The 24,806-nt window shown below is 34.0% G+C and carries 23 protein-coding genes, 2 pseudogenes, 1 riboswitch and 2 other annotated features; of the genes and pseudogenes, 7 read left to right on the forward strand and 18 right to left on the reverse strand.

Features of this window, described 5'->3' with window-relative positions; genetic code table 11:
• Positions 1-207 precede the first annotated feature (207 nt).
• Complete coding sequence (locus NSS74_RS12090) at positions 208-1,521, reverse strand: hemolysin family protein (protein WP_088292232.1); 1,314 nt, start codon at positions 1,519-1,521, stop codon at positions 208-210.
• A 473-nt stretch (positions 1,522-1,994) separates the two neighbouring features.
• Between NSS74_RS12090 and NSS74_RS12095 the strand changes: the two are divergent.
• A pseudogene (locus NSS74_RS12095) lies at positions 1,995-2,096 on the forward strand (ArsR/SmtB family transcription factor); the annotation flags it as partial.
• Positions 2,097-2,107: 11 nt separating this feature from the next.
• Here NSS74_RS12095 and NSS74_RS12100 read toward each other — a convergent pair.
• Positions 2,108-2,806 carry a DUF7003 family protein gene (locus tag NSS74_RS12100; RefSeq protein ID WP_235675263.1) on the reverse strand — a complete coding sequence of 233 codons (699 nt, stop codon included), beginning with the start codon at positions 2,804-2,806 and terminating at the stop codon, positions 2,108-2,110.
• A 349-nt stretch (positions 2,807-3,155) separates the two neighbouring features.
• Positions 3,156-3,521: pseudogene (locus NSS74_RS12105) on the reverse strand (SAM-dependent methyltransferase); the annotation flags it as partial.
• 107 nt (positions 3,522-3,628) lie between these two features.
• On the opposite strand from NSS74_RS12105, the gene NSS74_RS12110 reads away from it, so the two are divergent.
• Entirely contained in the window at positions 3,629-4,366 is a 738-nt protein-coding gene (locus NSS74_RS12110; protein ID WP_061688795.1) for a ZIP family metal transporter, read from the forward strand.
• A gap of 82 nt (positions 4,367-4,448) precedes the next feature.
• Entirely contained in the window at positions 4,449-6,149 is a 1,701-nt protein-coding gene (locus NSS74_RS12115) for a pyruvate oxidase (RefSeq protein ID WP_002136230.1), read from the forward strand.
• 44 nt (positions 6,150-6,193) lie between these two features.
• Here the strand turns inward: NSS74_RS12115 and NSS74_RS12120 are convergent, their stop codons facing one another.
• The 5 genes from NSS74_RS12120 to NSS74_RS12140 all read right to left on the reverse strand — a co-directional run bounded on the left by NSS74_RS12120 (position 6,194) and on the right by NSS74_RS12140 (position 12,211).
• A complete protein-coding gene (locus NSS74_RS12120) occupies positions 6,194-7,198 on the reverse strand; it encodes an ABC transporter permease (protein WP_340813662.1) in 1,005 nt (334 codons plus the stop codon).
• 1 nt (position 7,199) lies between these two features.
• On the reverse strand, positions 7,200-8,066 hold the full coding sequence (locus NSS74_RS12125) for an ABC transporter permease subunit (protein ID WP_016102052.1): 867 nt from the start codon (positions 8,064-8,066) through the stop codon (positions 7,200-7,202).
• Between the two features lie 56 nt (positions 8,067-8,122).
• Positions 8,123-9,385 carry an MFS transporter gene (locus tag NSS74_RS12130; protein WP_016102053.1) on the reverse strand — a complete coding sequence of 421 codons (1,263 nt, stop codon included), beginning with the start codon at positions 9,383-9,385 and terminating at the stop codon, positions 8,123-8,125.
• Positions 9,386-9,546: 161 nt separating this feature from the next.
• Entirely contained in the window at positions 9,547-11,430 is a 1,884-nt protein-coding gene (locus NSS74_RS12135) for an ABC transporter permease (protein WP_149190476.1), read from the reverse strand.
• Positions 11,431-11,443: 13 nt separating this feature from the next.
• A complete protein-coding gene (locus NSS74_RS12140) occupies positions 11,444-12,211 on the reverse strand; it encodes an ABC transporter ATP-binding protein (RefSeq protein WP_016102055.1) in 768 nt (255 codons plus the stop codon).
• Positions 12,212-12,599: 388 nt separating this feature from the next.
• Between NSS74_RS12140 and NSS74_RS12145 the strand changes: the two genes are divergently transcribed.
• Together NSS74_RS12145 and NSS74_RS12150 are read left to right on the forward strand one after the other, a co-directional pair.
• The gene (locus NSS74_RS12145) at positions 12,600-13,082 is read left to right on the forward strand and encodes a DUF2975 domain-containing protein (protein ID WP_016102056.1); all 483 of its coding nucleotides are present in this window, start codon (positions 12,600-12,602) and stop codon (positions 13,080-13,082) included.
• 10 nt (positions 13,083-13,092) lie between these two features.
• Positions 13,093-13,311: a helix-turn-helix domain-containing protein gene (locus NSS74_RS12150; protein WP_002141696.1), complete on the forward strand. Its 219-nt coding sequence runs from the start codon at positions 13,093-13,095 to the stop codon at positions 13,309-13,311.
• A 165-nt stretch (positions 13,312-13,476) separates the two neighbouring features.
• Here the strand turns inward: NSS74_RS12150 and thrS are convergent, their stop codons facing one another.
• From thrS to NSS74_RS12185, 6 genes are all read right to left on the reverse strand, one after another.
• Complete coding sequence (thrS, locus tag NSS74_RS12155; protein WP_061688771.1) at positions 13,477-15,396, reverse strand: threonine--tRNA ligase; 1,920 nt, start codon at positions 15,394-15,396, stop codon at positions 13,477-13,479.
• Between the two features lie 44 nt (positions 15,397-15,440).
• Positions 15,441-15,663: a binding site (T-box leader), on the reverse strand.
• Between the two features lie 37 nt (positions 15,664-15,700).
• Positions 15,701-15,925 (reverse strand) — a binding site (T-box leader).
• A 121-nt stretch (positions 15,926-16,046) separates the two neighbouring features.
• Positions 16,047-16,754, reverse strand: a complete 708-nt coding sequence (locus tag NSS74_RS12160) for a pseudouridine synthase (RefSeq protein WP_002085707.1) — start codon at positions 16,752-16,754, stop codon at positions 16,047-16,049.
• A gap of 444 nt (positions 16,755-17,198) precedes the next feature.
• Positions 17,199-17,564 carry a VOC family protein gene (locus NSS74_RS12170; RefSeq protein ID WP_002031902.1) on the reverse strand — a complete coding sequence of 122 codons (366 nt, stop codon included), beginning with the start codon at positions 17,562-17,564 and terminating at the stop codon, positions 17,199-17,201.
• Positions 17,565-17,663: 99 nt separating this feature from the next.
• Positions 17,664-18,293: a YdbC family protein gene (locus tag NSS74_RS12175; RefSeq protein WP_061674684.1), complete on the reverse strand. Its 630-nt coding sequence runs from the start codon at positions 18,291-18,293 to the stop codon at positions 17,664-17,666.
• Positions 18,294-18,317: 24 nt separating this feature from the next.
• A complete protein-coding gene (locus tag NSS74_RS12180) occupies positions 18,318-18,575 on the reverse strand; it encodes a PhzF family phenazine biosynthesis protein (protein WP_080448095.1) in 258 nt (85 codons plus the stop codon).
• 156 nt (positions 18,576-18,731) lie between these two features.
• Positions 18,732-19,550 (reverse strand): nucleotidyltransferase, encoded by an 819-nt coding sequence (locus NSS74_RS12185; RefSeq protein WP_149190474.1) that lies wholly within the window; start codon positions 19,548-19,550, stop codon positions 18,732-18,734.
• Between the two features lie 435 nt (positions 19,551-19,985).
• A riboswitch (glycine riboswitch) is annotated at positions 19,986-20,105 on the forward strand.
• Positions 20,106-20,212: 107 nt separating this feature from the next.
• On the opposite strand from NSS74_RS12185, the gene NSS74_RS12190 reads away from it, so the two are divergent.
• Complete coding sequence (locus NSS74_RS12190; protein WP_002012784.1) at positions 20,213-21,580, forward strand: alanine/glycine:cation symporter family protein; 1,368 nt, start codon at positions 20,213-20,215, stop codon at positions 21,578-21,580.
• Between the two features lie 49 nt (positions 21,581-21,629).
• Here the strand turns inward: NSS74_RS12190 and NSS74_RS12195 are convergent, their stop codons facing one another.
• Positions 21,630-22,160, reverse strand: a complete 531-nt coding sequence (locus NSS74_RS12195; protein WP_002141689.1) for a DinB family protein — start codon at positions 22,158-22,160, stop codon at positions 21,630-21,632.
• Between the two features lie 14 nt (positions 22,161-22,174).
• Entirely contained in the window at positions 22,175-22,942 is a 768-nt protein-coding gene (locus NSS74_RS12200; RefSeq protein WP_002085720.1) for a DUF3891 family protein, read from the reverse strand.
• A 204-nt stretch (positions 22,943-23,146) separates the two neighbouring features.
• On the opposite strand from NSS74_RS12200, the gene NSS74_RS12205 reads away from it, so the two are divergent.
• Entirely contained in the window at positions 23,147-23,419 is a 273-nt protein-coding gene (locus tag NSS74_RS12205; RefSeq protein ID WP_002012780.1) for an HU family DNA-binding protein, read from the forward strand.
• A gap of 50 nt (positions 23,420-23,469) precedes the next feature.
• Here NSS74_RS12205 and NSS74_RS12210 read toward each other — a convergent pair whose 3' ends face one another.
• Positions 23,470-24,012, reverse strand: coding sequence for a hypothetical protein (locus NSS74_RS12210; RefSeq protein WP_002141688.1), 543 nt, complete (start codon positions 24,010-24,012; stop codon positions 23,470-23,472).
• Between the two features lie 36 nt (positions 24,013-24,048).
• Positions 24,049-24,798, reverse strand: a complete 750-nt coding sequence (gene sfp / locus NSS74_RS12215; protein WP_002141687.1) for a 4'-phosphopantetheinyl transferase Sfp — start codon at positions 24,796-24,798, stop codon at positions 24,049-24,051.
• Between the last annotated feature and the right edge of the window lie 8 nt (positions 24,799-24,806).

Genomic DNA, 24,806 nt, shown 5'->3' on the forward strand with positions numbered 1-24,806 from the left:
TCTATTTTACGCTACGAATTTACATTTAAATTATATTACAATTTGTATAAATGAGATACATTTTACAATATCGAAGGAGTGTTGAACCTGGAATGCAAAGGAACCAATCATGTCCTATTTCGGTAATGTGTTAACAGGTAAAAAGTTGATCAATCAATGAATTTAATGAGGAGGGCTACCATGTTATCAATTGAATAAAAGCAGCAACTATACAGTTGCTGCTTCCAACATTTCTTTTTGTATTTCAACACGTTTGATTTGGTGAGGGTCTTTAGAAAGGATTTTAAATACATATCCTTCGCTATTTACTGTTTGCCCTTCTTGGATATCATAATTCTGCATCAGAATCCAACCACCAATCGTGTCAACATCACTATCATTCATATGTAATCCTAGTAAATCATTTAATTCGCTAATTAATACTTTACCTTCTACGACAACATGACCTTCATTCATTTGCTGGATGGGCGGACGCTCATCTTCATCGTATTCATCACGTATTTCTCCTACAATCTCTTCCAGTATATCCTCAATGGTTACAATACCAGCCGTACCGCCGTATTCATCATATAACACAGCCAACGGAATACGTTTCTTTTGCATTTGTAGTAAAAGATTATGTATTGGTATGGTCTCAATTACTTCAATTACTGGACGCGTATACGATTGAATAGAATTGAATTCTTTTATTTCCTTATTCATATAACGAATAAAGAAGTCTTTCACATTCACCATGCCAATGATTTCATCTTTATCTTCCCCAAATACTGGGTAACGTGTATACTTTTCATCACGGATTATTTTCATATGGTCTGCTAAAGAATTATCTACATGTAACCCTATAATTTCTGTACGGGGGACCATGATTTCTTTCGCAATACGATTATCAAATTCAAAAATATTATTTACATATTTGTATTCAGCTTGATTAATTTCTCCACGTTCATAACTTTCAGAAAGAATCAATCGTAATTCTTCTTCTGTATGTGCTACATCATGCTCTGATGCAGGTTTTAAGCCGAACATTCCTGTTATCATCCTTGCAGAGCCATTTAACAAGCGAATAAACGGATACATGATTTTGTAGAACCAGATAAGCGGAGCCGAAAGTAATAAAGTAACCTTCTCAGCCTTTTGAATCGCGAATGTTTTTGGTGCTAATTCACCAACTACAACATGTAAGTACGTCATAATAGTAAAAGCAATTCCTAAAGATAATACACCTGCAATGGAAGGATTGATGTTCCACTTATCAAATAAAGGATGTAAAAGTCTCTCAATCGTTGGTTCACCTAGTGCCCCGAGTCCCATTGCTGTAACTGTAATCCCTAATTGACAAGCTGACAAATACTCATCCAAGTTTGATGTCACTTTCTTAGCTGCCAGCGCACCTTTCTTTCCTTCTAATACAAATTGATCAATCTTTGATCCTCTTACTTTTACAATAGCAAACTCAATTGCTACGAAAAATGCAGTACATGCGATTAAAACCACTACCATGATTAAATTAAATATGTCCAACTAATTCCCTTAGCTTCCTTGAAACTAAAGGATTCACCTCCTGATATATTTTCTCTTTCCAGACCTACTTCATACACATTGACATGAGATTGTATAAAATCTACATTCTCAAAATGATGAGGGGTACTCTGAGAAAATCGAGGTCATTTAGCCACCTATCCGAGTCAACATCTGAGTCCAATACATTTCCACCGCCTTGATTAAATTATCTATATGTTAGCATGAGAAATAAATCCCAGTCAACGTTTACATTTTGTATACCCTGAAATTCAAACAAAAAGCTTCTCTTTCCTGTTACATAAAACCTCTTAATGTGTGCATCAAACACTATAACATTTCCTTCGCTTCCACTAACTATATTATTTTTTTGTTCATTATTTACATTCCTTCTCACATTAAAAATAAAGCGAAGAAACATTTATCAATCTTTTTTAAAAATATTTTGACACACATATTAGTAATAACTAATACGATTGTTCAACTCAAATGATTTAGATGTGAAAGCGAAGTTCATACATGGCTTTACCGATAAAATAATGTTACAAATGCTTCAATGTATCATAGGTGGGGAAAAACAGTTTCTTATTTAAATGTCATCCTCTTCTTGTTTTTCAAAATCACTCCATGTCCAATTGGTCCAATCATTATTTACTTTCCCTACAGTTATCAAATTCACATTATTTAATTCAATCGCTTTAGCTAAACTTTGAAAGAATATGCTCTCACTCGGTATTTGATCATCACTTATATCAGGATGTTCCCATTCTTCTGTTTGATAAAATAGATTTGGTTTAAATTCTGCATTGGTTTCATCTAATATGTCCGAGGGATTTACCCAGAATTTCTCCTTATATTTAGAAGTTAAAAAACGAATAAGTTTGGTAGGATGAAATGAATCTGTTTCAATTCCTAAACGCTTATACTCTTCTACAGTTGGTGTTAAAGTGATACGTTCTCCTTTCAAAAGTAACTCCATATGAAAAGGATCTACAAGGAAATGATCTTCATCATCGTACCAATATTCTTCATTTACAAGCGTTAAGATTTCATCGAAACATGAAAAGAATCCTTGCTGTCTCATGCTATTACTATACACATAGAAGTTATTCGATATCTCAAGGTTTGCATCAACGCCCACAACCTCAAATACAATGAGCCACTTGTCTTCCTCTCGAAAAACAGATATTCTGGATTGTGCTAAGTCAAAATTATAGTTATCAAGTACTGGAAAATCAAACTCCTCCGCGTACCTATCTAGTGTTTCAAGTGTTTTTTCTGCTTTCATAACATTACTCTCCATAAAGTTAGTATAGTAAATTTTTATTACATTCGTTTTTCTTTATTTAACTCATAAACATTATCTAAATACCAGGACATTTTTTTATGTCCCTCTAAACTGGCAACCATCCAGTTTTATTTATTTGTATATTATATAAAACTCTAATGGCTCAGTAAACAACATTTGATTATGACCTTACCGTTCATTTTCTTTATACACAGTCCCCACCATAGCACTCCACTGCAGCTCCTCTTATTCTTCCTTACAATTAAAACAAAGACACATAGTCTATTGTTAATGTGAAATACAGTTTGATCATTTTTTCTAATAACTTACTATATAACAATCAGCATCCCTATCTTTTCTTCTGGCAAACTACCACCATAGAATAACAATCCTCCTGCAACTCATTCCCCTCCCAATCATTGTATATCTGTAACAATTCAAACCCATTCGCTACAAGTAATCTTTCTAATTCTTGCGGATACGTATACCGAAGATCTATTGTTGTTTTCAGTTCCTCTACTAGCGTATCCTCCTCATAAAACCTTCTTGTTGTTATGTAGTGCTGTATTTGTTGAATTGAATCATAATTCATCTCAGTATATAAATCACATCTTCTTCCCTTTTCATCTGCAATAGTTGTCCAATATTCTTCTGTAGATGGTTGTATTAATTCTTCCTTTGACGGAAAACGTGTATTAAATATGAATATACCATTAAATGAATTTACAGTTTTTTCTCTATAATTGGTCATAATAATTTGGACTAATCTCCCTCCCCCATTAGTAAGCTGAAAACAAGGGGATAGAATTGGAGTGTGATGATATGGAACGTTTATGGATTCCTATAATCGTTACGTTTTTTTCGTTCGGTGGATTACTATTGGGAGGTGCTGTTGGAGTAGCAACACGCCAACTAATTGAAGAAAAGATGCATCGCTTATACGCATTATGTGGTGGGGTTTTACTTGGGCTTTTATCACTTGAAATTATTCCTGAAACATTTTCAAGCTATGACATAATAGGTCCTATACTTGGGATAGCTATCGGTATTTTAATTATGAGCTTATTAGATAACTATTGTCATCATCCAATGATACATAAAAAGGATCAACAAGCATGGCAAACCTTCCTTTTTCTTTCTTTTGCTATATTCATTCATAATATGCCGAGTGGGTTTGCGTTAGGTACAGCTTTTATAAATCATAATGACTCTGCCATTCCTTTCTTACTTGCGATTGTCATTCACCATATTCCAGAAGGGTTAGCTTTAATTATTCCATTTCTTTTTACAAAACATAAATATATTTCATTTTTATTAACAACTTTATTACTTTCTCTTATCCTAGGTACCGGTACTGTTTTTGGCATTATGATGGACGGGAAAGCGCTCCATTTACAAGGACTTATTATGGGAAGCGCAATTGGTTCTCTTGGCTATGTCACAATTCACGAAATGCTTTGGAAAGCAAAAAAACAGCTATCTCTCCTTCCGTTTCTATCGTGGTCTATTAGTGGATTTTTATTAATAATAGCCTTCACTCTTTTCACTGGACATCATTAAAACAAATAAGTTATATCATTTGTATATTTTCCCTTTTTCTCCAAAACATAATAGTATCTACCTATTATAAGGAGGAACGATTATGTTTGGAAAAACAGCCGGTGAAGCATTAGTGGATCTTTTAATTGACTGGGGTGTAGAACACATATATGGTATGCCTGGAGATTCCATCAATTCTATAATTGAAGCTTTAAGGAAAAAACAAGATAAAATTAAATTTATTCAAGTTCGCCATGAAGAAGCTGGCGCATTAGCAGCGGCAGCATATGCGAAATTAACAGGAAAACTTGGTGTTTGTATGGCTATTGCAGGACCTGGAGCGATTCATTTATTAAATGGTTTATACGATGCAAAACTCGATCAAGCTCCTGTACTAGCAATTTCAGGACAAGTAGAAAGCGATTTACTCGGAACAGATTTTTTCCAAGAAGTAAACTTAGAAAGAATGTTTGATGATGTTGCGGTTTATAACCAACGAATAATGTCAGCTGAACAGTTACCTGCTGTAGTGAATCAAGCGATTCGAATGGCATATACAAAAAAAGGTGTCTCTGTTCTTACAATTCCAGATGATGTTCCAAAATTTGAAGTAAAAAATGGTGCGCGCATTACAAACTCTTCCTTTACATTACCAGAAATATTTCCGCAAGAAGAAGATTTAGCTGTAGCGAAACTCGCACTTAATGAAGCGAAAAAACCTGTTATTTTAGCCGGAAAAGGAGCTAAACATGCGAGAGAGTCTTTACTTGCATTTGCAGAACATATCGGTGCTCCAATCGTACTTACATTACCAGCTAAAGGGATTGTTCCTGATGAACACCCTCTTTGTATCGGTGGATTAGGATTAATCGGGACGAAACCTTCTTATGAAGCAATGAAGCATGCAGATACTTTAATTATGGTTGGTACTTCTTATCCGTTCACTGGTTTCTTACCCGAAAAAGCAAAAACACTTCATATTGATACAGACCCTGCACAAATCGGGAAACGTTATACGACAGATATCGGCTTAGCTGGTGATGCTGATAAAACATTAAAATGGTTAATTGAAAATGTAGAAAAACACGAGGATCATTCCTTCTTAGAGCATCATCAAGAAATGATGAAAAAGTGGGAAGAAAAATTACACACTCAAGAAGAAGATTCTTCTACTCCAATTAAACCACAACGAGTTATGCATGCACTGCAGAAAGTAGCAGAAGATGACGCAATTCTTTCAGTCGATGTCGGAAATGTAACAGTATGGACTGCAAGGCACTTCCGTATGACAAACCAGAAATTTATCATTTCTAGTTGGCTTGCAACACTTGGCTGCGGTTTACCTGGTGCACTTGCTGGACAAATTGCTTTCCCGGATAAACAAGTGTTTGCAGTTTGTGGTGACGGCGGATTCGGAATGACAATGAACGATTTCGTAACAGCTGTTAAATATAAACTACCAATCGTTGTCATTGTATTAAACAATAATAAAATTGCTATGATTAAATTTGAACAAGAAGTTATGGGGAATATTGAATTTGGTACAGACTTAACGAATCCTGATTTCGCAAAATACGCAGAGGCGTGCGGTGGTATTGGATACCGTGTAGAACAGTTAGATGACTTACTTCCTGCCTTTGAAAATGCGGTAAAACAAAGTAAACCATGCATTATTGATGTAGTTGTAGATGTAAATGAAGCACCAATGCCAGCAAAAATCACATTTGGTCAAGCAGCTGGTTATACGAAACATATGATAAAGGAATTATTTGAAGAAGGTAAGATTGATTTACCACCACTTTAAACAAAAAAGATAGCTGAAAACAATTTGTCTTCAGCTATCTTTCTTTATTTTTGTACCTCTCTATGAAATGAAAAATCATTCACGGTAGGCTGTATTTGTTTCTCTACTTTCACCTCTTCCTTCTTCTGTTTCGCTCTTCTAACATTTCCTAATTTAATCGCATCTTGCATACTATTACTAATAAGATTTCCTGACAAAATTGTCATACTATAGAAAGCGATTGGTATAAGTACAATCCATGTATGAGTAGTTAAGTGACGGAAGTTTTGACCAATTAACCCTGTCCACTCTTTTGTTACACTATCTGCATCTATACCGCCAAAAATTATTGTTCCGCCAAAAAATAATCGCAACAAACCAAGATGCAAGAGGAGTAATAAAGTACTTACAAATTGCTGGGCTACTAATAAAAGAAATGATGGTAACATATGCGGCCATACATGGTGTCTCAACCTCTGCCACTTACTTCCGCCTAGCACAGTGGCCGCCAACATAAATTCTTCATTCTTAATACGTTTTACTTCTTGCGCCACGTACAACATAACAGTCGGTACAGCAAGGCACGCAAGAACTATAATTTGAAACGCAACCCGTAAATGAAACGGAGCAGCAGCCTCTCCACTTTCGAACATTAAAACTGCATTTAACATAAAATAGGAAATCATAATCATTGGTACAATACTAAACGGATCAAAAAAAGATGAGATTACTGGAAATGAGCGTTTACTGTACATACCAAGTAATAAACCAATAGCTCCTCCAATTACTACACGTAAAACTGCGATAACGACACTTGCACCAACTGTCCATTTCGCTCCTTCTATTATTAACTGGAACAGGTCACGGCCTTTCTCATCAGTTCCAAACCAAAATTTACTCGACGGTGAAAACGGAGCAGCCTCTAATTCTCCTTTTTCGTTATACATCATCGTTAGTTCACGAATATTCCCATCGAAAAACAGCGTATTCCCAATACTAACAATCATTAGTACACTCAAAAAAGTAACACCTAACCAAAATCTCACATCTCTTTTTACAACTTGCCACATGTTACACACGCTCCTTTATAACATTTTGTAAAAGCGTATGTAATAAACGAAATAGTATAAAAAGCGGTACGTATAATAAAACTAAACTCACTGTAAATATTTCTAATTTCGAATTTTCTTTCACGAAAACGAACATACCGTACGTATTAAACAGCCATTCAATAATATATAAGTTTGATAACATAAATAAAATATTCGTTTTTGCATAATAGACTGTTGTTAACAGGACATTTCTTGAAATATGGTGCGTCAAAATATGTCTTAAACTTAGCCCTTTACTCTTAGCAAATATACTATAATCTTTCTCTAATTCTTCTCTGAAACGTAATAGTAGCAACTTAATAAATAATAATGTTGTAGGTAAAGTAAGGCATATTATTGGTAACAGGCGAGCCCTTTCCTCTCCAAGTCCTGCAAATTTCACTGGCATAAAACCTGTTTTTTGAAAGATTATTACTACTAGAAGTTGAGATAATAAAATTAATAAAATGTCCGGAATACTTTCAAGTGCAACGAAAATCCCATTCCACATACGTTGCTTTGATTGAGAGCGCTGTAATACCCACACCACGATAAGATACGCAATGAGTAAAGATAGTATAAATGCCGAAATAAATACAAACATTGTCTCTACATAATGAATCCATATTTGTGGAAATAACTTTCTTGAATTCCGAAATCCATACGTAATTTCACCTGGTTGAAGTAACTTCTCTCCAAGAAACACAACTGTGTTCCAAAAACCGATTAAATCAATTTGTAATCCCTTAAATAAACGCGGTAGTGCCCCTAAAAATAGAATACAAATAAGCGCCGCAAATAATTGTAAACATGTAACCCCACACCATTTAGCAACTCGCATCAACATCACTCTATCCCCCTTGTTATTCGATAGAATATTCAGAAACCAAAAACCTACATATGTTACATCTCTTCAGCTATACATTGCACTTGCTTCTTCCCACTAGGTAAAATAGCTTGATATAAACACGTAACTAAAAATAATAAACCAAATAAAATAATATACAATGTATCTGCACCAATCCATTTTGGGAATAACATCGCTATCGCACCGAGAGATAACAGCTGGAATCCTGTCGTTAATGGACTAAGTAAACTTTGAACACGTCCCATGAATGACTCTTCTACAATTTCATACATCCAGCCCGATATTGCAACATTAATAAATGGTAAAAAGAAAGTCGCAAAAGCGATACATAGATAAAAAGACCATACGTGATTTACAAAGTAACACATACCGAAGAAGACCCCAGAGCCCGCCATCCCAAATACAATAATAGATTTTGGTGCATATTTCTTACCTATACTCGTTGCTACTATACTTCCAATTAGTAATGAGATTCCTCCAACTACTCCACCAACCATTGCTAAGCTTTCATATGTTGCTGGCGCTAATTTGTATTTTAATATGTAAGTAGTGGATACGCTTAAAATACCATTTAATAATCCAAATACGATAAATCCTAAAAGTAATTTTTTTAAAGTTTCATTTTGGTATATATACTTAATCCCGCCTTTAAACTCTGTTATTAACATCTTCAAATTAACTTCTTTCCATTTTGTTCTACCATTTGGCAAACGAACTTTTTCTGGAATCGAGATCGTTTGTATCAAAATACCACTCGCAATAAAGGTGAGCGTATTTACTAAAATGCTCCCGTAAATTCCAAAAGTCCAATACACCATCGTTGCAATTCCTACACCAAATAAAGCATATAAACTATTTACCATTTGATTAATACCTGCCGCTGCACCGTATTGGTCTGATTCTACTACTCCCTGTATCATTGCCTGTTCTGATGGAGAGAAAAATTGGATACATGCATTTTCCAAAAATAAAAATATAAAGACTAGTATGATCATCCCGTAATAAAGCGAAATTAGAATTCCGATATTACAAATTGAACAACATATATTACTTACCGTACAAATACGTTGTCTATCAAATCGATCCACTACTGTCCCTACTAATAAAAAAAAGATTAGTGCAGGTAATGCAATCATAATTTGCGTCATCGTTGCGTAAACTGGTTGTTTTCCGTATTGATCTAACAAGTAAAACATTAAAGAAATTCCAGCAATCATAGAACCAAGGCGTTCTAAAATATTCGCTAGAAAAAAGCGTGCATAAACTTTGTTTCGAAATAACTGTAGCATTTCTTTCATACGTAATATCCTTTCTCTCGACAAAATATTATTATTTCAGTCATTTCTCGGAAGTCTTATTATATTTTTTTCGACCATTATCCAATCTTTTCCTTCTTTATAAAGAACATCCTATTGAAAAAGCCCTTGTTTTCATACAAGGACTTTTCCATTAAACTATTTTATTTCGCTACTTCTTCTTTCGGCATTACCATACCTTTATACAATTGAACAGTTATCCAGTAATAGATGAAATAAATGACTAAAAAGATTCCTATTGGCATCCATACTTTTACAAACGGGTCAACTAATATAAAGCTGAATAAATTAAGCCCTACTAAAACATGGGAAATGCCAATGATCGCCGGGAAGATAAATAAATATGAGATTTCTTTATATATACTTTTTGTTAACATACTACGTCTCACACCGATTTTTCGTAGCATTTCATAACGGCGTACATCACGAGAAGCTCCTGTTAATATTTTGAACATAAGAGAACTCGCCATCATTGCTAAAAATGCAATTCCAAGGAAAAATCCCATAAACATTGTTCCGCTCATGAAACTGTTCACGAACTGATAAGTTGTCATTTTCGTATATAATTCTACTTTTGTACCTGTTGTTTTTTCAATTTGTTCTTTTTGCCTCTTATCAATTTCTGTCAATAACGGTTTATATTTTTTCATATCATCTACTTTTGCTAATGTTACAGTATGCTCTGTTCCTTGAATTCCTTTGTAATGCTCTTCATCTGCAATTCTTACCGGTTTTCCGTTAAACTGATTATGTGTAATTTGTATCTCTCTTACAACCGCATCTTCCCAATCTTTTGGCATACGAGGAAGCTTATTCGCTACTTCAGGAGCTTCCAAAGCAGAATAGACAGGTTCAGTTAAAGGTGTAGCCACACGTTTACGAGCAGGTTCTTTTAAAGTCTTTGTATCAAAATGATCTGAAATAAGTGGGGGTTTTTCAGTTAAGTCGTTACGTAAATAATAAACCGCTTCTCCATCTACTTTATACTTATACTTGCTTTCTTCAACAATTTCCATTTCTTTTAATGCCGCTTTATCTTGTTCATTTGGATCATGAATTACGACATCATATACACGTGAGAAGTCTGTCATAATGCCTACATTCTTTTGAAACGCCATACCTGCTGTCATTGCACCTGCACCTAATGCAATTAACATCGCTACAGTGCCTAGTACCCTCGATAAACTAGTTACTCGAAAACGTAACTGTGCATAAGTAAAACTATTTAATCCCGTTTCATTTCGTTTTTTATTTCCCTTAATTTTCATTACAAAAAGTGGGAGCAACGAGCTAAAAATGAAATACGTTCCTACTGTCGTAACAATTGTCGCTATTATAAATCCTAGTTCAGCAAACATTTTTATATTCACCATAAAATAATATCCTGTACTTACTAGCAATACACCTAGTACTGTCATAATAACAGTGCGAGTCTTACTTTTCTTCACCTCATCTTGCGTTTCATCTTCACGTATTAACTCTAATTCTGTTTTACGTAATAATCGGAAACTATTCATTAAACCAGTAATGAAAAATAATATTAAGAAGAAAATAGATGTAACTAATATAGCTGGTGTGTACACAGATGCGTAATTACCTTTTGCTGAAATCTCCATTCCATTCATTAAAAAATTTCCTGCTACACTAGCAAGTACTATTCCTACTAAAATACCGATAATAATACTGACAATCCCCATACCAAAAGTCTCAATAAATAATAATTGCGCTACTTTTTTCTTTTTCGCTCCAAGCATCATGTACATACCGAGTTCTTTTCTTCTTAATGTAAGTAAAAAAGAATTGGCATATATGATGTAAAAAACTGTAATGAAAGAAAGCAATATTGCACCAACCCAAAAGACGAGCCTAATACTACCAATGAGACTATTATCTTTTGTAAATTCACTATTCATCGCCATCGTTTGGAACATGTAAAAAATACTAATACTAATGACTAGACCAATAAGTAAAACCATATAATCCTTTAACATTTTTTTCATACTATGACGTGATAATTTGAATAACATAGTCTCGCCCCCCTTACTTCAACTCAGTTGCTGAGCCCATTTGGGCAAGCACACCTAAAATATCTTGATAGAAATTTTCTCGTGTTCCTTGACGTTTTAACTCTTTATAAAGAAGTCCATCCTGTATAAATAAAATACGTTCACAATAGCTCGCACTAAATGCATCGTGTGTTACCATCAAAATACTTACATTGTGATTTTCATGTAAATCTTGCATCGCTTCTAATAAACTTTTTGCATTTTTACTATCAAGTGCTCCTGTCGGTTCATCTGCTAATACGATTGCCGGATTATGTACTAAAGCTCGTGCTGCCGCTGTTCTTTGTTTTTGTCCACCAGAAACAGCAGTCGGATATTTAGTTAAAATTTCAGTAATCCCTAATTTCGTCGCAACCCCATTTACTTTTCCAGTAATCTCACTTGATGGTACGCCTTGCAAGGAAAGTGGTAAAGCGATATTTTCATAAATTGATAAATTTTCTAGTAGATTAAAATCTTGAAAAATAAATCCTAATTTTTGAGAACGAAAATCTGATAATGCATTCCCTTTCATAGAAGTAATATTTGTGCCAGCTATTGTTACACTACCACCTGTCGCTTGATCAAGTGTACTGATCACATTTAGTAATGTCGTTTTACCGGATCCAGATGGACCCATAATCCCTACAAACTCTCCTTCTTTAATACTTAATGAAACACCCCTTAATGCTTTTGACTGATTCTCATTTCTTTTTCCATACGTTTTTTCTACACTTTCTACAGTAACTACATTTGTTGACATCTCTTTCACTCCATCCCTTTTGTATAGTATAAATTTCCCATATATTTCTTATATTTTTCTCATAAAAATTCTTAAGAATTTTTAAATTTTCCAAATGCAGATTGAGATACATAAGAAATACAAACGATTTCTCTGCTTAATATTCTCACTTTTCTAAAATCCTTTCATTCGATTTCCCTTACATTTACCTTACATTTTTGTAAGGTTAAAAAAACAAACCACTTCATAAGAACATTTCTTTGGAATGAGAAATGCTTTTTATTGTTAACAAAATTCAAAAGATATTCCAATAACAATAATAATGAAATAAAAAACAATACATTTTTATTGCAAAACGATAAATAACATGATAAAATCATGTTGTTATTACATAAGTGAGGTGCTTTTTATGAAACAAGTTACGACACTCTTTTTAAAGCTAGCTATTACTTTTATAGGATTCCCAGTTCTTGCATTGTGCATATTTTTGGTGCCTAAGATTGGGAATTTTGCTGGAGAATTGTATCCAGATATTGCTTATATGAAATCTCTCGTTTTAATCGATATGTACGCGGCAGTGATACCTTTTTACTTTGCTCTGTATCAAGCTTTTAAACTTTTAAGCTATATTGATAAGAACCAAGCGTTCTCGGAATTATCGGTAAAGGCTTTAAAGAATATAAAATACTGTGCCATCACGATCAGTACCTTGTACTTGCTAGGTATGCCACTCTACTATCTCATGGCAAAAAAAATTGATCCTCCAAGTTTCATACCAATCGGATTGACCATCATTTTCGCCTCTATGGTGATCGCCGTTTTTGCTGCTGTTCTCCAAAGGCTTTTACAAGAAGCTATTAATATAAAATCAGAAAATGATTTAACGGTCTGAGGTGGAAAATATGGCAATTATTATTAATATTGATGTGATGTTAGCAAAACGAAAAATGAGCGTAACGGAGCTTTCGGAGAGGGTTGGGATTACGATGGCGAATCTTTCCATTCTGAAAAATGGGAAAGCAAAAGCGGTTCGTTTTTCAACATTAGAAGCGATATGTAAGACTTTAGATTGTCAACCAGGTGATATTTTGGAGTACAAAAGCGACGAATTCACTCAATAAATACAGACAACAACTTTCTTCAACCAATGGGATTAAATAGTGAAATTAAAATGAAGGGATAGCAATTAAGCTATCCCTTCTCTGCGTTTGTTATTGTTATTTAATATATCTTTAATTACTTTAAATTCAGTATTACATATTAATGGTGTGTTTTATTATCAATCTCTATTTCCTATTTTTAATTTCCTCTTTCATACTTTCCACAAACGCATCTAGTTCAACAACTTCTGACTTCTCTTCACCATATTTCCGTACATTTACAGCTTCGCTTTCCATTTCCTTATCCCCAATAACAAGAACATACGGAACTTTTTGCATTTGCGCTTCTCTAATTTTATATCCTAACTTTTCATCTCGTATATCTCGTTCGACACGAATTCCGGCTTGTGCTAATTTATCTGCAATCCTATTTGCATATTTTTCATGCACTGCATTTGAAACTGGAATTACTTTCACTTGAACCGGTGCCACCCACGCTGGGAACGCGCCTCCAAAGTGTTCAATTAATATCGCTAAAAAGCGATCTAAGGATCCTAATACAGCGCGGTGGATTACAACCGGTCTTCTTTTTTCATTATTTTCATCTATATAATTTAAATCAAATTTTTCTGGCATTTGGAAATCAAGTTGGACTGTTCCGCACTGATGACTTCTATTTAAAGCATCTTTAATATGGAAATCAATTTTCGGACCGTAAAATGCACCGTCACCTTCATTTAATCTATATTTATAATTTAATGACTGTAATACACTTTCTAATGCCAATTCTGCTTGCTCCCATAATTTATCATCACCCATTGAATCTTCTGGACGAGTAGAAAGCTCTACTTCATACTCGAAACCAAAAGTTTTATACACATAGTCAATTTGCGCCAACACTGATTTGATTTCATCTTCAATTTGTTCTGGTGTTACAAATAAATGAGCATCATCTTGGCAGAAAGTACGAACTCTTAATAATCCGTTTAAAGCGCCACTAAATTCATGTCGATGCACTTGACCGAACTCACACATACGAATCGGTAATTCACGATAAGAATGTAATTTATTTTTAAACATAAGCATATGGCCTGGGCAATTCATCGGTTTTAACGCAAAACTTTTATGATCTACTTCTGAGAAATACATATTGTCTTTGTAATGTCCCCAGTGTCCTGACTTCTCCCATAATTCTTGATTCATCATAAATGGAGTACGCACTTCTTGATAATTGTACTCATTTTGAATTTCTCTTAAAAATGCTTCTAATTCATTGCGAATAATCTGTCCTTTTGGCAAGTAAAAGGGCATTCCCGGAGCCTCTTCCGAAAACATAAACAATTCAAGTTCACTACCTAATTTCCGATGATTTCTCTTTGCGGCCTCCTCAACAAAATGTAAATACTCTTCTAATTTTTGTTGAGAAGAGAAAGCAACACCATATATACGCTGAAGCACTTGATTGTTACTATCGCCTCGCCAATATGCACCAGAAACATGAGTTAATTGAAATGCTTTCAAATAACCAGTAGATGGCAAATGTGGTCCTCTACATAAATCTACAAATTCACCTTGTTTATACAGTGTTACACTTTCCCCATTAGGAATTGCTTCTAAAAGCTCTAATTTCAAACTATCATTCATTTCTTGAAACAATTCTTTTGCTTCTTCTCGAGAAACCTCAACTCGCTCTATCTTTACATTTTCATTTATAATATTTTTCATTTCTTTTTCTATTTTCGGTAAATCTTCTACGTTTACACTACTTTGAAGATCCATGTCATAATAGAATCCATTTTCAATGACTGGCCCTACACCAAGGTTTACATCACCATAAATTCTTTTTACAGCTTGCGCTAATATATGTGCCGCAGAGTGTCTTGCAATTTTTACCCCTTCATCTGAATCCATAGTAATGATTTCAACTTTCGCACTTTCTTCAATGTTTCGTCGTAAATCAAAAGACTTATCATTAACTTTTCCTGCGACTGCTTTCTTTTTCAAGCTACTACTAATTGCCCCAGCAATTTCTTCTAAAGTAATGCCTTTCACAAATTCTTTAACGCTACCATCTGGAAATTTAATTTCGATCATCTGTTCTTTCATTTTTCATCTCTCCATTTCATAATAAAAAGCACACTCATCCCTAAAATAGGGACGAGTGTGCTTTTACCCGTGGTTCCACCCAGATTCCCATCGCAAATATACAATGGCTTCTTTTACGGTAACGTCGTTTACACGGCACTAGATACTTGATTTCCCCAGTGCAGCTCTAAGGTGGTAAGTTATTTTACTGCGTTAGGAAGTTCTCAGCTTTTCTTCCTTCTCTGTATAACCGTTTAAAATAACTCGTGTCCTTTTCTTCGCTTATTATGAAATAAAATATAAAAAAGCATATTCATCCCTAGTAAATAGGGACGAATATGCTTATATTCGTGGTTCCACCCAGATTCCCATCACAAAAAACATAATGGCTTCTTTTGCGGGTAACGTCGCTTACACGGCACTAGATACTTGATTTCCCCAGTGCAGCTCTAAGGTGGTAAGTTATTTTACTGCGTTAGGAAGTTCTCAGCTTTCCTTCCTTCTCTGTATAGCCATTTAAAATAACTCGTGTCCTTTTCTTTGCTTTTGTAACAATTACATTTATTGTTATTTAATATATCCTATTCATTTTATTTTTACAAGTGTTAAAAATATATTTTTTATTCAAAAAAAAGAAACCAAAAACATTTTTTGGTCTCCCCTTCTCTTTTTTACCAATCTTGTGGTTCGTAATTTAAGTCTGAAAATAGGCGTTTTTTCTCTTTTTTCGATAAATCTCTCCACTGTCCGACTGGTAAATTATTCAACTCAATATTCATAATTCTCGTACGTTTTAACGTGTATACTTGATAACCCAAAGCTTCACACATACGGCGAATTTGACGATTTAGCCCCTGTGTTAAAATAATTTGGAACTCATATTTTGATAACTGTGTTACTTCACAAGGAAGTGTTTTTGTATCTAAAATTTTAACACCTGCTGCCATTTTCTCTAAAAACTCCGGTGTAATCGGCTTATCTACTGAAACAATATATTCTTTCTCATGTTTGTTTTCAGCACGTAAAATCTCATTAACGATATCGCCATCATTCGTTAACAAAATTAAACCGTCTGAGTCTTTGTCGAGACGTCCGATGTGATTAATTCGTAAAGGATGATTCACTAAATCGATAATGTTACCTTTTACGGCTTTTTCACTTGTACATGTAATACCTACTGGTTTATTTAAAGCGATATACACATGGTCTCGAGCAATACGAAGTTGCTCTCCATTTACTCGTACGTCATCACCTGGATTTACTTGGTCACCAATTTTTGCAACCTTACCGTTAATAATTACTTTTCTCTCGTTAATTAACTTATCTGCTCCACGTCGAGACGCTTTTCCAGCTTCACTAATAAATTTATTGATACGCAAGTTAGGCACATCCTTTTCATAAAAAATTTCAAGCTCACACTGCTTCTACCGTACAATACAAAAGGGTAAGCCTCCTATAATAACTTAAATATATTAACATGAAAGGGTATATGACGTCTTCACTTAATTACATGTTTACACGAAAATAATTGGTCCTCTTTTCCTTTTCACCTCAAACTGTTTAGCAGTCAATAGATTAACCCTTGAATATAACATCATTTATTTACTTTTTTCATAGATAATATACCGATATAAGTTTGATTAATCATGCCTAAATAACTCACAATATGTGAAAAATAAAAAAGAACCCTTTTGAAAATAATCAAAATGGATCCTTCTTCAACTAAACGAATACTAGTTTTTATACAAAGGTGTTCAATAATTATAATCTTTGATAGAAAACATCGTTCAACAAACAAAATAATCTCGAACTCCCCTAATTTTTTACGCTTCACTATTTTCTTCACATACTCCAAAAAGAAGCCCTTGATTATCTATACAATAAGCAAAGTAACCCATATTAGGAATAGCAGTTTTAGGTACAACTACTTGTCCACCATTTTCAATAACTTTATTTATGTACTCATCAACTGAAGGTACTTCAATCGAATTAGTTGTCCTAGTAGCACCATCAGGTGATTTCATTAATCCACCATCGATACCAGGTCTATCACTCTCACCTGTAATTATGAACCAATAGTCATGTGGCCCAGGCATTTTTTCAAACTTCCATCCAAAACTATTTGTATAAAATTGAATAGCTTCTTCAGGGTTTGGGACTTGCAATTCAAATCTTAAAACTCTACTCATTTAAATATCTCCCCTCTTATTCTTGTACAAAGTAATTATACAAGAACTAATGTTCTGTATCAAATTTTTCGAAACTAGCTACTTTAATAAGTTCTAACTTTATTTAGAAGCGGCAACAGACCATTCTTCCTTCCGAATAACTCTCTTCCCATTTATATTTTCAACATACTCATTTACATTTGCTAACTGATATAACTCTGGGAAAATTTCTTTCATATAGAGTTCATGTGCTATTTCATCTTGCCAATACGTTAATACTATGTAACGATTTTCAGTCTTTAAAGACTTCCCAACAACTCCACCTAACATTCCTTTTGCATTTTCCATTCCTTTATTCCAAATTGTTTCTTGCGTATGTAAAAAATACTTTTCTTTTCCTTCTTTCACATCGCAAATTGCAACTCTTACAAATGACCCTTGTGCAGTTACGTCTTTCAAAGGAGTTTCTGTTATATCATACAACGTTTGAAACATTTCAATATTACAGGAAATATATGTGCCTTCTTGATTACTATTTAAAAAAATTGTATCATGAGCATCATTCATGAATGATTGATATGCATTTCTATCTTCCCATAAAGTATATACACACGCTTCCCCTTCATTCCACCCACCAAATTGTCCATAGAATCCGTCTAAATACTGTAAATCACGCCATTTTTCTTGCGCATCAGAAAACAATTCCCTTTTCTCTTCTTCCACCTTGCAAAATATTGTTTTTAATAGCATTTCTAATCCCCCTTATGATACGGTTCATTTCCCACTTGCAATACTTTCTATTTTTCCACCAACGCAAACATTAATTTTACTCTCAATCACCTCTGCTTCTATATGTATTAGAGAATGGCGATTTATCTCATCCCCTTGTCCAACATGCATATTTATCTTTTCCGTTCCAAGATAACGATATTTTATAAGATACGCCGCTAAACATCCATTTGAGCTTCCTGTTGCCACATCCTCTGTGATTCCATAATAATCTGCAAAATCACGGACATTAAGATCATTGATTTCCTAACTATAAAATTCCTAATTTCCCATAAATAATGCAAGTTGATTACCTGAATACTTGCCTTGCGAGAATACATCCACAATGTAAAAATCCCAATATCTCTCCTCTCTTCTATTCTTCAATACAATCTGTTTACATAATGAAATTATAGTTTATTAAATTTGTATATTTTTCAAAGAATCCTCTGCTTTTTCTATCAACCAATCACCAAACGTATCTAAAAATGATAAGATTTCTTCTATATCTTTTATCGGTTCAATTACATATTGTAGTGCTTTCCTCATATTTTTTTCTTGTTCGGGAAAATGCTTACTAAATAACTCATATGCTGGATATAAGTTCCTGGAATACAGCCCTTCTCTATCAATTGTTAATGCTAGACCTGCCCTGACTACAATCTTCATGATCCAACGACAACAATCCTCTATATCATCTACGTCCTTATTATGAATTAACTCTTCGTGTGTTTGTTCAATTTGTTTCCGCAAATGAATGAGATGTTCATACCCTATCTCCTGACTTACTTTATATTTAGGTAAATATAATTTTACGTCTTCACCTAATATACATACACTATGTGTCTGAATCATAAATCCTATAAAAGAAAAATCCTCTGAGTTTATTACTTCTTTTTCACTATAAAAACTTAACTCCACTCCTGATATACAATTAAACTGCTGTGTAATTTGGACTTCTAGCTCCTTTCTCCAGCTTAAGTCAATTACTTGAGGATTCTTTCGAACTAATATAATCATATCTACATCTGCAACCCCTTCTATCCCAATCCCTCTTGGAATAGAACCCCTTATATAAACACTGTGCAAATCATCCCGCAAAAATTGACAACAAGTATCCTTTATTTCTTGTATTACCTCCAAAAACACAGGCTGAATTTTATTAAAATGTGCATCGTTTATAATAAATCCTTCATCATCCACAGGACAAAAACGCCCTATTTTTTTTATTCTTGGCAATTTATCAACTCATTTCCCTATAAAATATTGGTTTATTCCACACATACAACAATTATAATTCAAATAATTCAGAATTGAAAATTTGAAAGTAAGACATAAAGAATCCTACATTGTTACGTCCTATCTCTTTTATCACCATTCATTTTTCGAATATATAATAAGTAATCTCTCCTGAGATCATAAAATAGAAGATAAATTAGGAATACCAAAAAAATAAGTTTATTTACTATTTCAAAATAAAAAATGATTGCATTTCATTAATTGTATATCTATAATGTTTTTATTGATTCTATACAGAATCAATGCGTTTAAGTTTTTAATTTTATAATTCGGATGAACCATTCAGGAGAAGGTCTATTGATCTACCGACGGGGCAAAAAGTTGCTGAACCAACTTTGAAACTCTCAGGTCTTGTTTACAAGTAGAACTGCATGGGGACGAATCTCTGGAGAGACTCCCTCTCGCTTAATATAGCGCGGAGGAAAACGAGCACCGAAGGAGCAAATCCGCTAATCTAGCGGATAATCTCTCAGGTAAAAGGACAGAGACAAGCGAAAGAAAATGCCGATTTGTATCGGTTTATTTTTCTATCCCTTGTTTCTCCAGAGACCATTTCATTTCCTTGAAGTGGTTTTTATTTTTTCTAAAAAAGGAGAATACAGATGGAGACAGTAAGTAAAGTATTAGAACAAATTAATCAGTATGTGTGGGGGTTACCAACTTTGTTGCTACTCGTTGGAACTGGTATCATTCTCACAGTGCGCTTAAAAGGTTTACAGTTTAGTAAACTAATATACGCTCACAAGCTAGCTTTTAAAAAATCAGAGGATACATCATCTTCTGGAGATATTAGTCACTTCCAAGCACTGATGACAGCTATGGCTGCAACGATTGGTATGGGAAATATAGCAGGTGTCGCAACTGCTGTGACAATCGGTGGACCCGGCGCAATCTTTTGGATGTGGATTACTGCTTTATTTGGAATGGCAACAAAGTATGCCGAAGCAATCCTTGCGGTGAAATACCGTGTTAGTAATGAAAATGGTGAATACTCCGGTGGACCAATGTATTATTTAGAACGTGGTTTAGGGAAAAAATGGCTGGCTGTTTTATTCGCTATATTCGGCACAGCTGCTTCTTTCGGTATCGGTAATATGGTTCAATCTAATTCAGTTGCAGAGGCAATGCGAATCAATTTTTCTTTCCCTCCTGCATTAACTGGTATACTCATGTCATTCTTAATCGCTATCGTTATTTTGGGCGGTGTAAAAAAGATTGGTAGAGTTACTGGATATATCGTTCCTATTAAAGCATTCTTTTATATAATCGCTGGTCTTATTATTATTTTCTATCACTTTGATCAAATTCCAGAAGCATTTTCACTTATTTTTTCTGGTGCATTTCAAGGTACTGCAGCCGCTGGTGGTTTTATCGGAGCAACAGTTGCATCTGCAATTCAAATAGGAATGGCACGTGGTGTATTTGCTAACGAGGCTGGTTTAGGGAGTGCTCCTATTGCTGCGGCTGCTGCCAAAACAGATTCACCTGCAAAACAAGCTTTAGTTTCTATGACTGGTACTTTTCTAGATACATTTATTGTATGTACAATTACGGGGCTAGTATTAATTACTACAGGCGCATGGAAATCAGGTAAAACTGGTGTTGAAGCTACAACATTAGCATTCCAATCCGTATTCGGTACTGCTGGTAGTATGATTCTCGGTATCGCCATTATATTATTCGCCTACTCTACTATTTTAGGTTGGTCGTATTACGGAGAGAAGTGTGTAGCTTATTTATTCGGACAAGGTGCTGTACGATATTATAAAGCAATCTTTATCGTTATGATTGCAATAGGTGCTAATTTAAAGCTAGGTGTCGTATGGACATTTGCCGATATTGCAAATGGACTTATGGCGATTCCAAACTTAATTGGTCTAATCGGATTAAGTGGTATTGTTGTCGCTGAAACGAATCGCTTTTTACAAGCAGAGAAATTGAAAGAAAGTCATAAAAAACAGGCAAGTTAATCACTAAAAAAAGGAATGGCTCATTTATAATAAGCCATTCCTTTTTTCTCTATTTCAATTCCTTTCCCTCCTGAACCATATGTAAATAAAGTACAAAATCCATCATTGTAGATGAATAACCAAGTTGTCGGATCATTGCTGTTATATTCCCTCTATGATATGTACCATGATTTACGACGTGTTGCACTAACTCTAAAATGGAAGTGTCTAATGCACCTGCATATGGGTTCTCAATAACAAATACAGTATTTACGTCTTGTATTCTACTTAAAAATTCTTTATATTGATTTGCCATGTTTTCAAACATTTTTTCTAATTCATGTAACGATTTAGTTTCGATTTGTTTTCGTAATTTTTCTCGGTCTTGTATTACTTCATTCATACTTTTACCATTCAATATGTGTAACCACACTTGATCTGTAATATAAATATGTACAAAAGTATCCTTAATTGATGGGAATACACTCTGTATCTGTTCATTAAAAATTGTCTCATAGTTTGGTAACTCTTTTAGTCGGTTGAATAATCGTGTATTAGCCCAAGCATGGTAATCAAACTGTTTTAACATGTAATCTTTCAATCTAAATCTCCTCCTTATTGTATGAAACGAATGTTTTGCTTCTTCATTTCCGATTCTCTATCAGCTTTTACAATCCCTTTTTCTTTAACTTCATGTTTATTTATAGTTTTATATTTTACATATGTATAAAATTCCGTTTTAAATGGAAACGATGTAATTTGAATTGTTTCTTCATCCACCCATTCAGCTTGAATAGGCTTCTCCCCCTTACTATTAAACATTTCTGTTCCTTCAAAACCCTCTTTAAATAAATCAATTTCATCTTTCTTTTTTACACCAGGTTTATTCATACATACATATAAAGAAAGTTCATCACAAAACTTTAATAATCTATAATGTTTATCAAACATCGCATATTGTTCTTTTGTTAACGTTTTCAAAATTCTTTTTTGTCGTTCCAATTCATTTTTATAAAAAGACATCATCTCTTCATCTTCCTCATTTAATGAAAATGATAAAAAGTGCTTACTACAAAGTAGCGCCCCGTATGGATTTGACTCTTCAATTGCATTCAAACCAATCGTATAAAAAACAAAGCGTAATGAACTTGGACAATCCATAAATGTATATGGAATATTTTTAGTATCATTCAAAATTGGTACTTTATCAAGCTCTATCCATCCTCTATCATGCTCATATATAGCATCAATTGTCTCTTTTAAGTATATTTTATCTTCAAAAAAATCTTCTATTATATGTCTTGCAATTTCACCAGCTAAAAAACCATGATCATGTTGACGAATTAATATACTTTCTTTCTCATTCTTTTCACGAAAAATCATCCGTATATTCCCCCTCATCCTCATATTACAGCTTGTTGTATGAATCAATTCTTAATTAATCCCTAAATATTAGCAGGGATTCAGTTTCTTTCAACGAAATTAACATAAATATACAGCATTCTTTCTAATCACAAAGTTAGCTTTATCTTTACTAACCATTATACTAAAACATTCATTCTAAAAAATTTTTTATGAGGTGAAAACATGAACAAAACAGAATTAGTTAAAAATGTAGCACAATCAGCTGATATTTCTCAAAAAGATGCTTCTGCAGCTGTACAATCCGTATTTGACACAATTGCTAATGCATTACAATCTGGCGATAAAGTGCAACTAATCGGCTTTGGAACTTTTGAAGTGCGTGAAAGATCTGCTCGTACAGGGCGTAATCCGCAAACTGGAGAAGAAATTCAGATTGCTGCTGGTAAAGTTCCAGCATTTAAAGCAGGAAAAGAATTAAAAGAAGCTGTTAAATAAACAAGAAACCAGCCATTTTATAGGCTGGTTTCTTGTTTATTGTTTAGTTCTTATTTAAGCAGTTCCTTTATATTCTCTGCATGATACACTTCACAAATATAAAATACACATTTGCAGTTACTTACAATTTGATATTTTCTAGTTGGATAAACATTCGCCGCAACAGAACATCCATCAAACAATTCGATAATATTTCCAGATGGCTGATATCCTTCATATAATACATTTCTTCTTACTTCCATCTTTTCTATAAGGTTTTCAACAGGAATATTTCCACTCTCTAATTCACTCTTTATTGTATCCGGTAAAAACGAAGTGTCTGCAAAAATTAGATTTTCAGATAACACCTTACCTTTATAACTAACATTAGATACGCGATAAAGAAATGTTCCGTTTTTATCAAAGAAATTCTGTGCTTCTTTCGGAATGTATTGTCTATCGAGCGCTTCCTGTTCAAGTACATCAAATTGAACTGTATCTTTTACAAGTTTTTCTAAAGCTAGAATAGATGACGTATTTCTAGAAAACAACATATCTTTAATTGCCTGTACATTATAAGTTAATTCAGTTTTTCTATTTTCCGCTACTAACATGAGGAACACCTCTTCTATAAGAAATTTTATTAAAAATTAACGATGATTTAATAGCAATCCCGCGTCTAACTGCATAATTTCAGTTACTTCTTTACTAAATATTGCAATGGAAGCCATATAATCTAAACTAGGTCTTACATCTTCCATCATTGTATTTTCTGCTAACTCTTGTCTATCTTTAAAAATCAACAATTTTGGAGGGTCATTTGGAGCTGATACTGTAATTTCTACTGGTGGGATCAATAGTCCTTCACCTGTCGCTTTCAGCACTGCTTCTTTTCGAGTCCAATATGTTAAAAATCCTTCTAGTCGCTGCTCATCAGGTAACTTCATAACTTGTGCTATTTCAATGTCTGTTAATACGCCCTCTGCCATTTTCATAACATCTACATTTGGATTCATTTGCTCAACATCAACACCAACAGGTGCAGATTTAGTAAATGCAACAACAACCCACTCACCCGAATGTGAGACTGATATTTGCGGCATACCTTCTGGTAACTGTGGTCTGCCATGTTGTAATTTACATACTGGGCACATTCGATCAATTGGCACTTGGACTGGCGACATAGAAAGTACCTTTCCAAGTACTAATCTACTAATTACACACCCTATTATAAAACGCGCACGGTCTGCCGAATGATGATATGAATTTGCTTTCTCTCGCTCTACATCATTTAGTAAATTGTAATGCCATGATTGTAAATCTGAAATTCTTGCCCACCATATTTGACAACTATTCTCATTAAGAGTTGGTACAGAATCTACAACTTTACTCTCTATCATGTAAACTC

The organism is Bacillus sp. FSL E2-8868, from assembly GCF_038005505.1.
Classification (GTDB): domain Bacteria; phylum Bacillota; class Bacilli; order Bacillales; family Bacillaceae_G; genus Bacillus_A; species Bacillus_A mycoides.

Excerpts from the sequence above, each read along its gene's own strand:
- NSS74_RS12100 (WP_235675263.1), bottom strand. The coding sequence starts at position 2,806 with ATGAAAGCAGAAAAAACACTTGAAACACTAGATAGGTACGCGGAGGAG.
- NSS74_RS12140 (WP_016102055.1), bottom strand. The coding sequence starts at position 12,211 with ATGTCAACAAATGTAGTTACTGTAGAAAGTGTAGAAAAAACGTATGGA.
- NSS74_RS12170 (WP_002031902.1), bottom strand. The coding sequence starts at position 17,564 with ATGAGTAGAGTTTTAAGATTTGAATTGCAAGTCCCAAACCCTGAAGAA.
- NSS74_RS12135 (WP_149190476.1), bottom strand. The coding sequence starts at position 11,430 with ATGTTATTCAAATTATCACGTCATAGTATGAAAAAAATGTTAAAGGAT.
- NSS74_RS12210 (WP_002141688.1), bottom strand. The coding sequence starts at position 24,012 with ATGTTAGTAGCGGAAAATAGAAAAACTGAATTAACTTATAATGTACAG.
- NSS74_RS12120 (WP_340813662.1), bottom strand. The coding sequence starts at position 7,198 with ATGTGGCAAGTTGTAAAAAGAGATGTGAGATTTTGGTTAGGTGTTACT.
- NSS74_RS12115 (WP_002136230.1), top strand. The coding sequence starts at position 4,449 with ATGTTTGGAAAAACAGCCGGTGAAGCATTAGTGGATCTTTTAATTGAC.
- sfp (WP_002141687.1), bottom strand. The coding sequence starts at position 24,798 with ATGATAGAGAGTAAAGTTGTAGATTCTGTACCAACTCTTAATGAGAAT.
- NSS74_RS12175 (WP_061674684.1), bottom strand. The coding sequence starts at position 18,293 with ATGCTATTAAAAACAATATTTTGCAAGGTGGAAGAAGAGAAAAGGGAA.
- NSS74_RS12200 (WP_002085720.1), bottom strand. The coding sequence starts at position 22,942 with ATGATTTTTCGTGAAAAGAATGAGAAAGAAAGTATATTAATTCGTCAA.
- NSS74_RS12145 (WP_016102056.1), top strand. The coding sequence starts at position 12,600 with ATGAAACAAGTTACGACACTCTTTTTAAAGCTAGCTATTACTTTTATA.
- NSS74_RS12150 (WP_002141696.1), top strand. The coding sequence starts at position 13,093 with ATGGCAATTATTATTAATATTGATGTGATGTTAGCAAAACGAAAAATG.
- thrS (WP_061688771.1), bottom strand. The coding sequence starts at position 15,396 with ATGAAAGAACAGATGATCGAAATTAAATTTCCAGATGGTAGCGTTAAA.
- NSS74_RS12130 (WP_016102053.1), bottom strand. The coding sequence starts at position 9,385 with ATGAAAGAAATGCTACAGTTATTTCGAAACAAAGTTTATGCACGCTTT.
- NSS74_RS12205 (WP_002012780.1), top strand. The coding sequence starts at position 23,147 with ATGAACAAAACAGAATTAGTTAAAAATGTAGCACAATCAGCTGATATT.
- NSS74_RS12190 (WP_002012784.1), top strand. The coding sequence starts at position 20,213 with ATGGAGACAGTAAGTAAAGTATTAGAACAAATTAATCAGTATGTGTGG.
- NSS74_RS12125 (WP_016102052.1), bottom strand. The coding sequence starts at position 8,066 with ATGTTGATGCGAGTTGCTAAATGGTGTGGGGTTACATGTTTACAATTA.
- NSS74_RS12110 (WP_061688795.1), top strand. The coding sequence starts at position 3,629 with ATGGAACGTTTATGGATTCCTATAATCGTTACGTTTTTTTCGTTCGGT.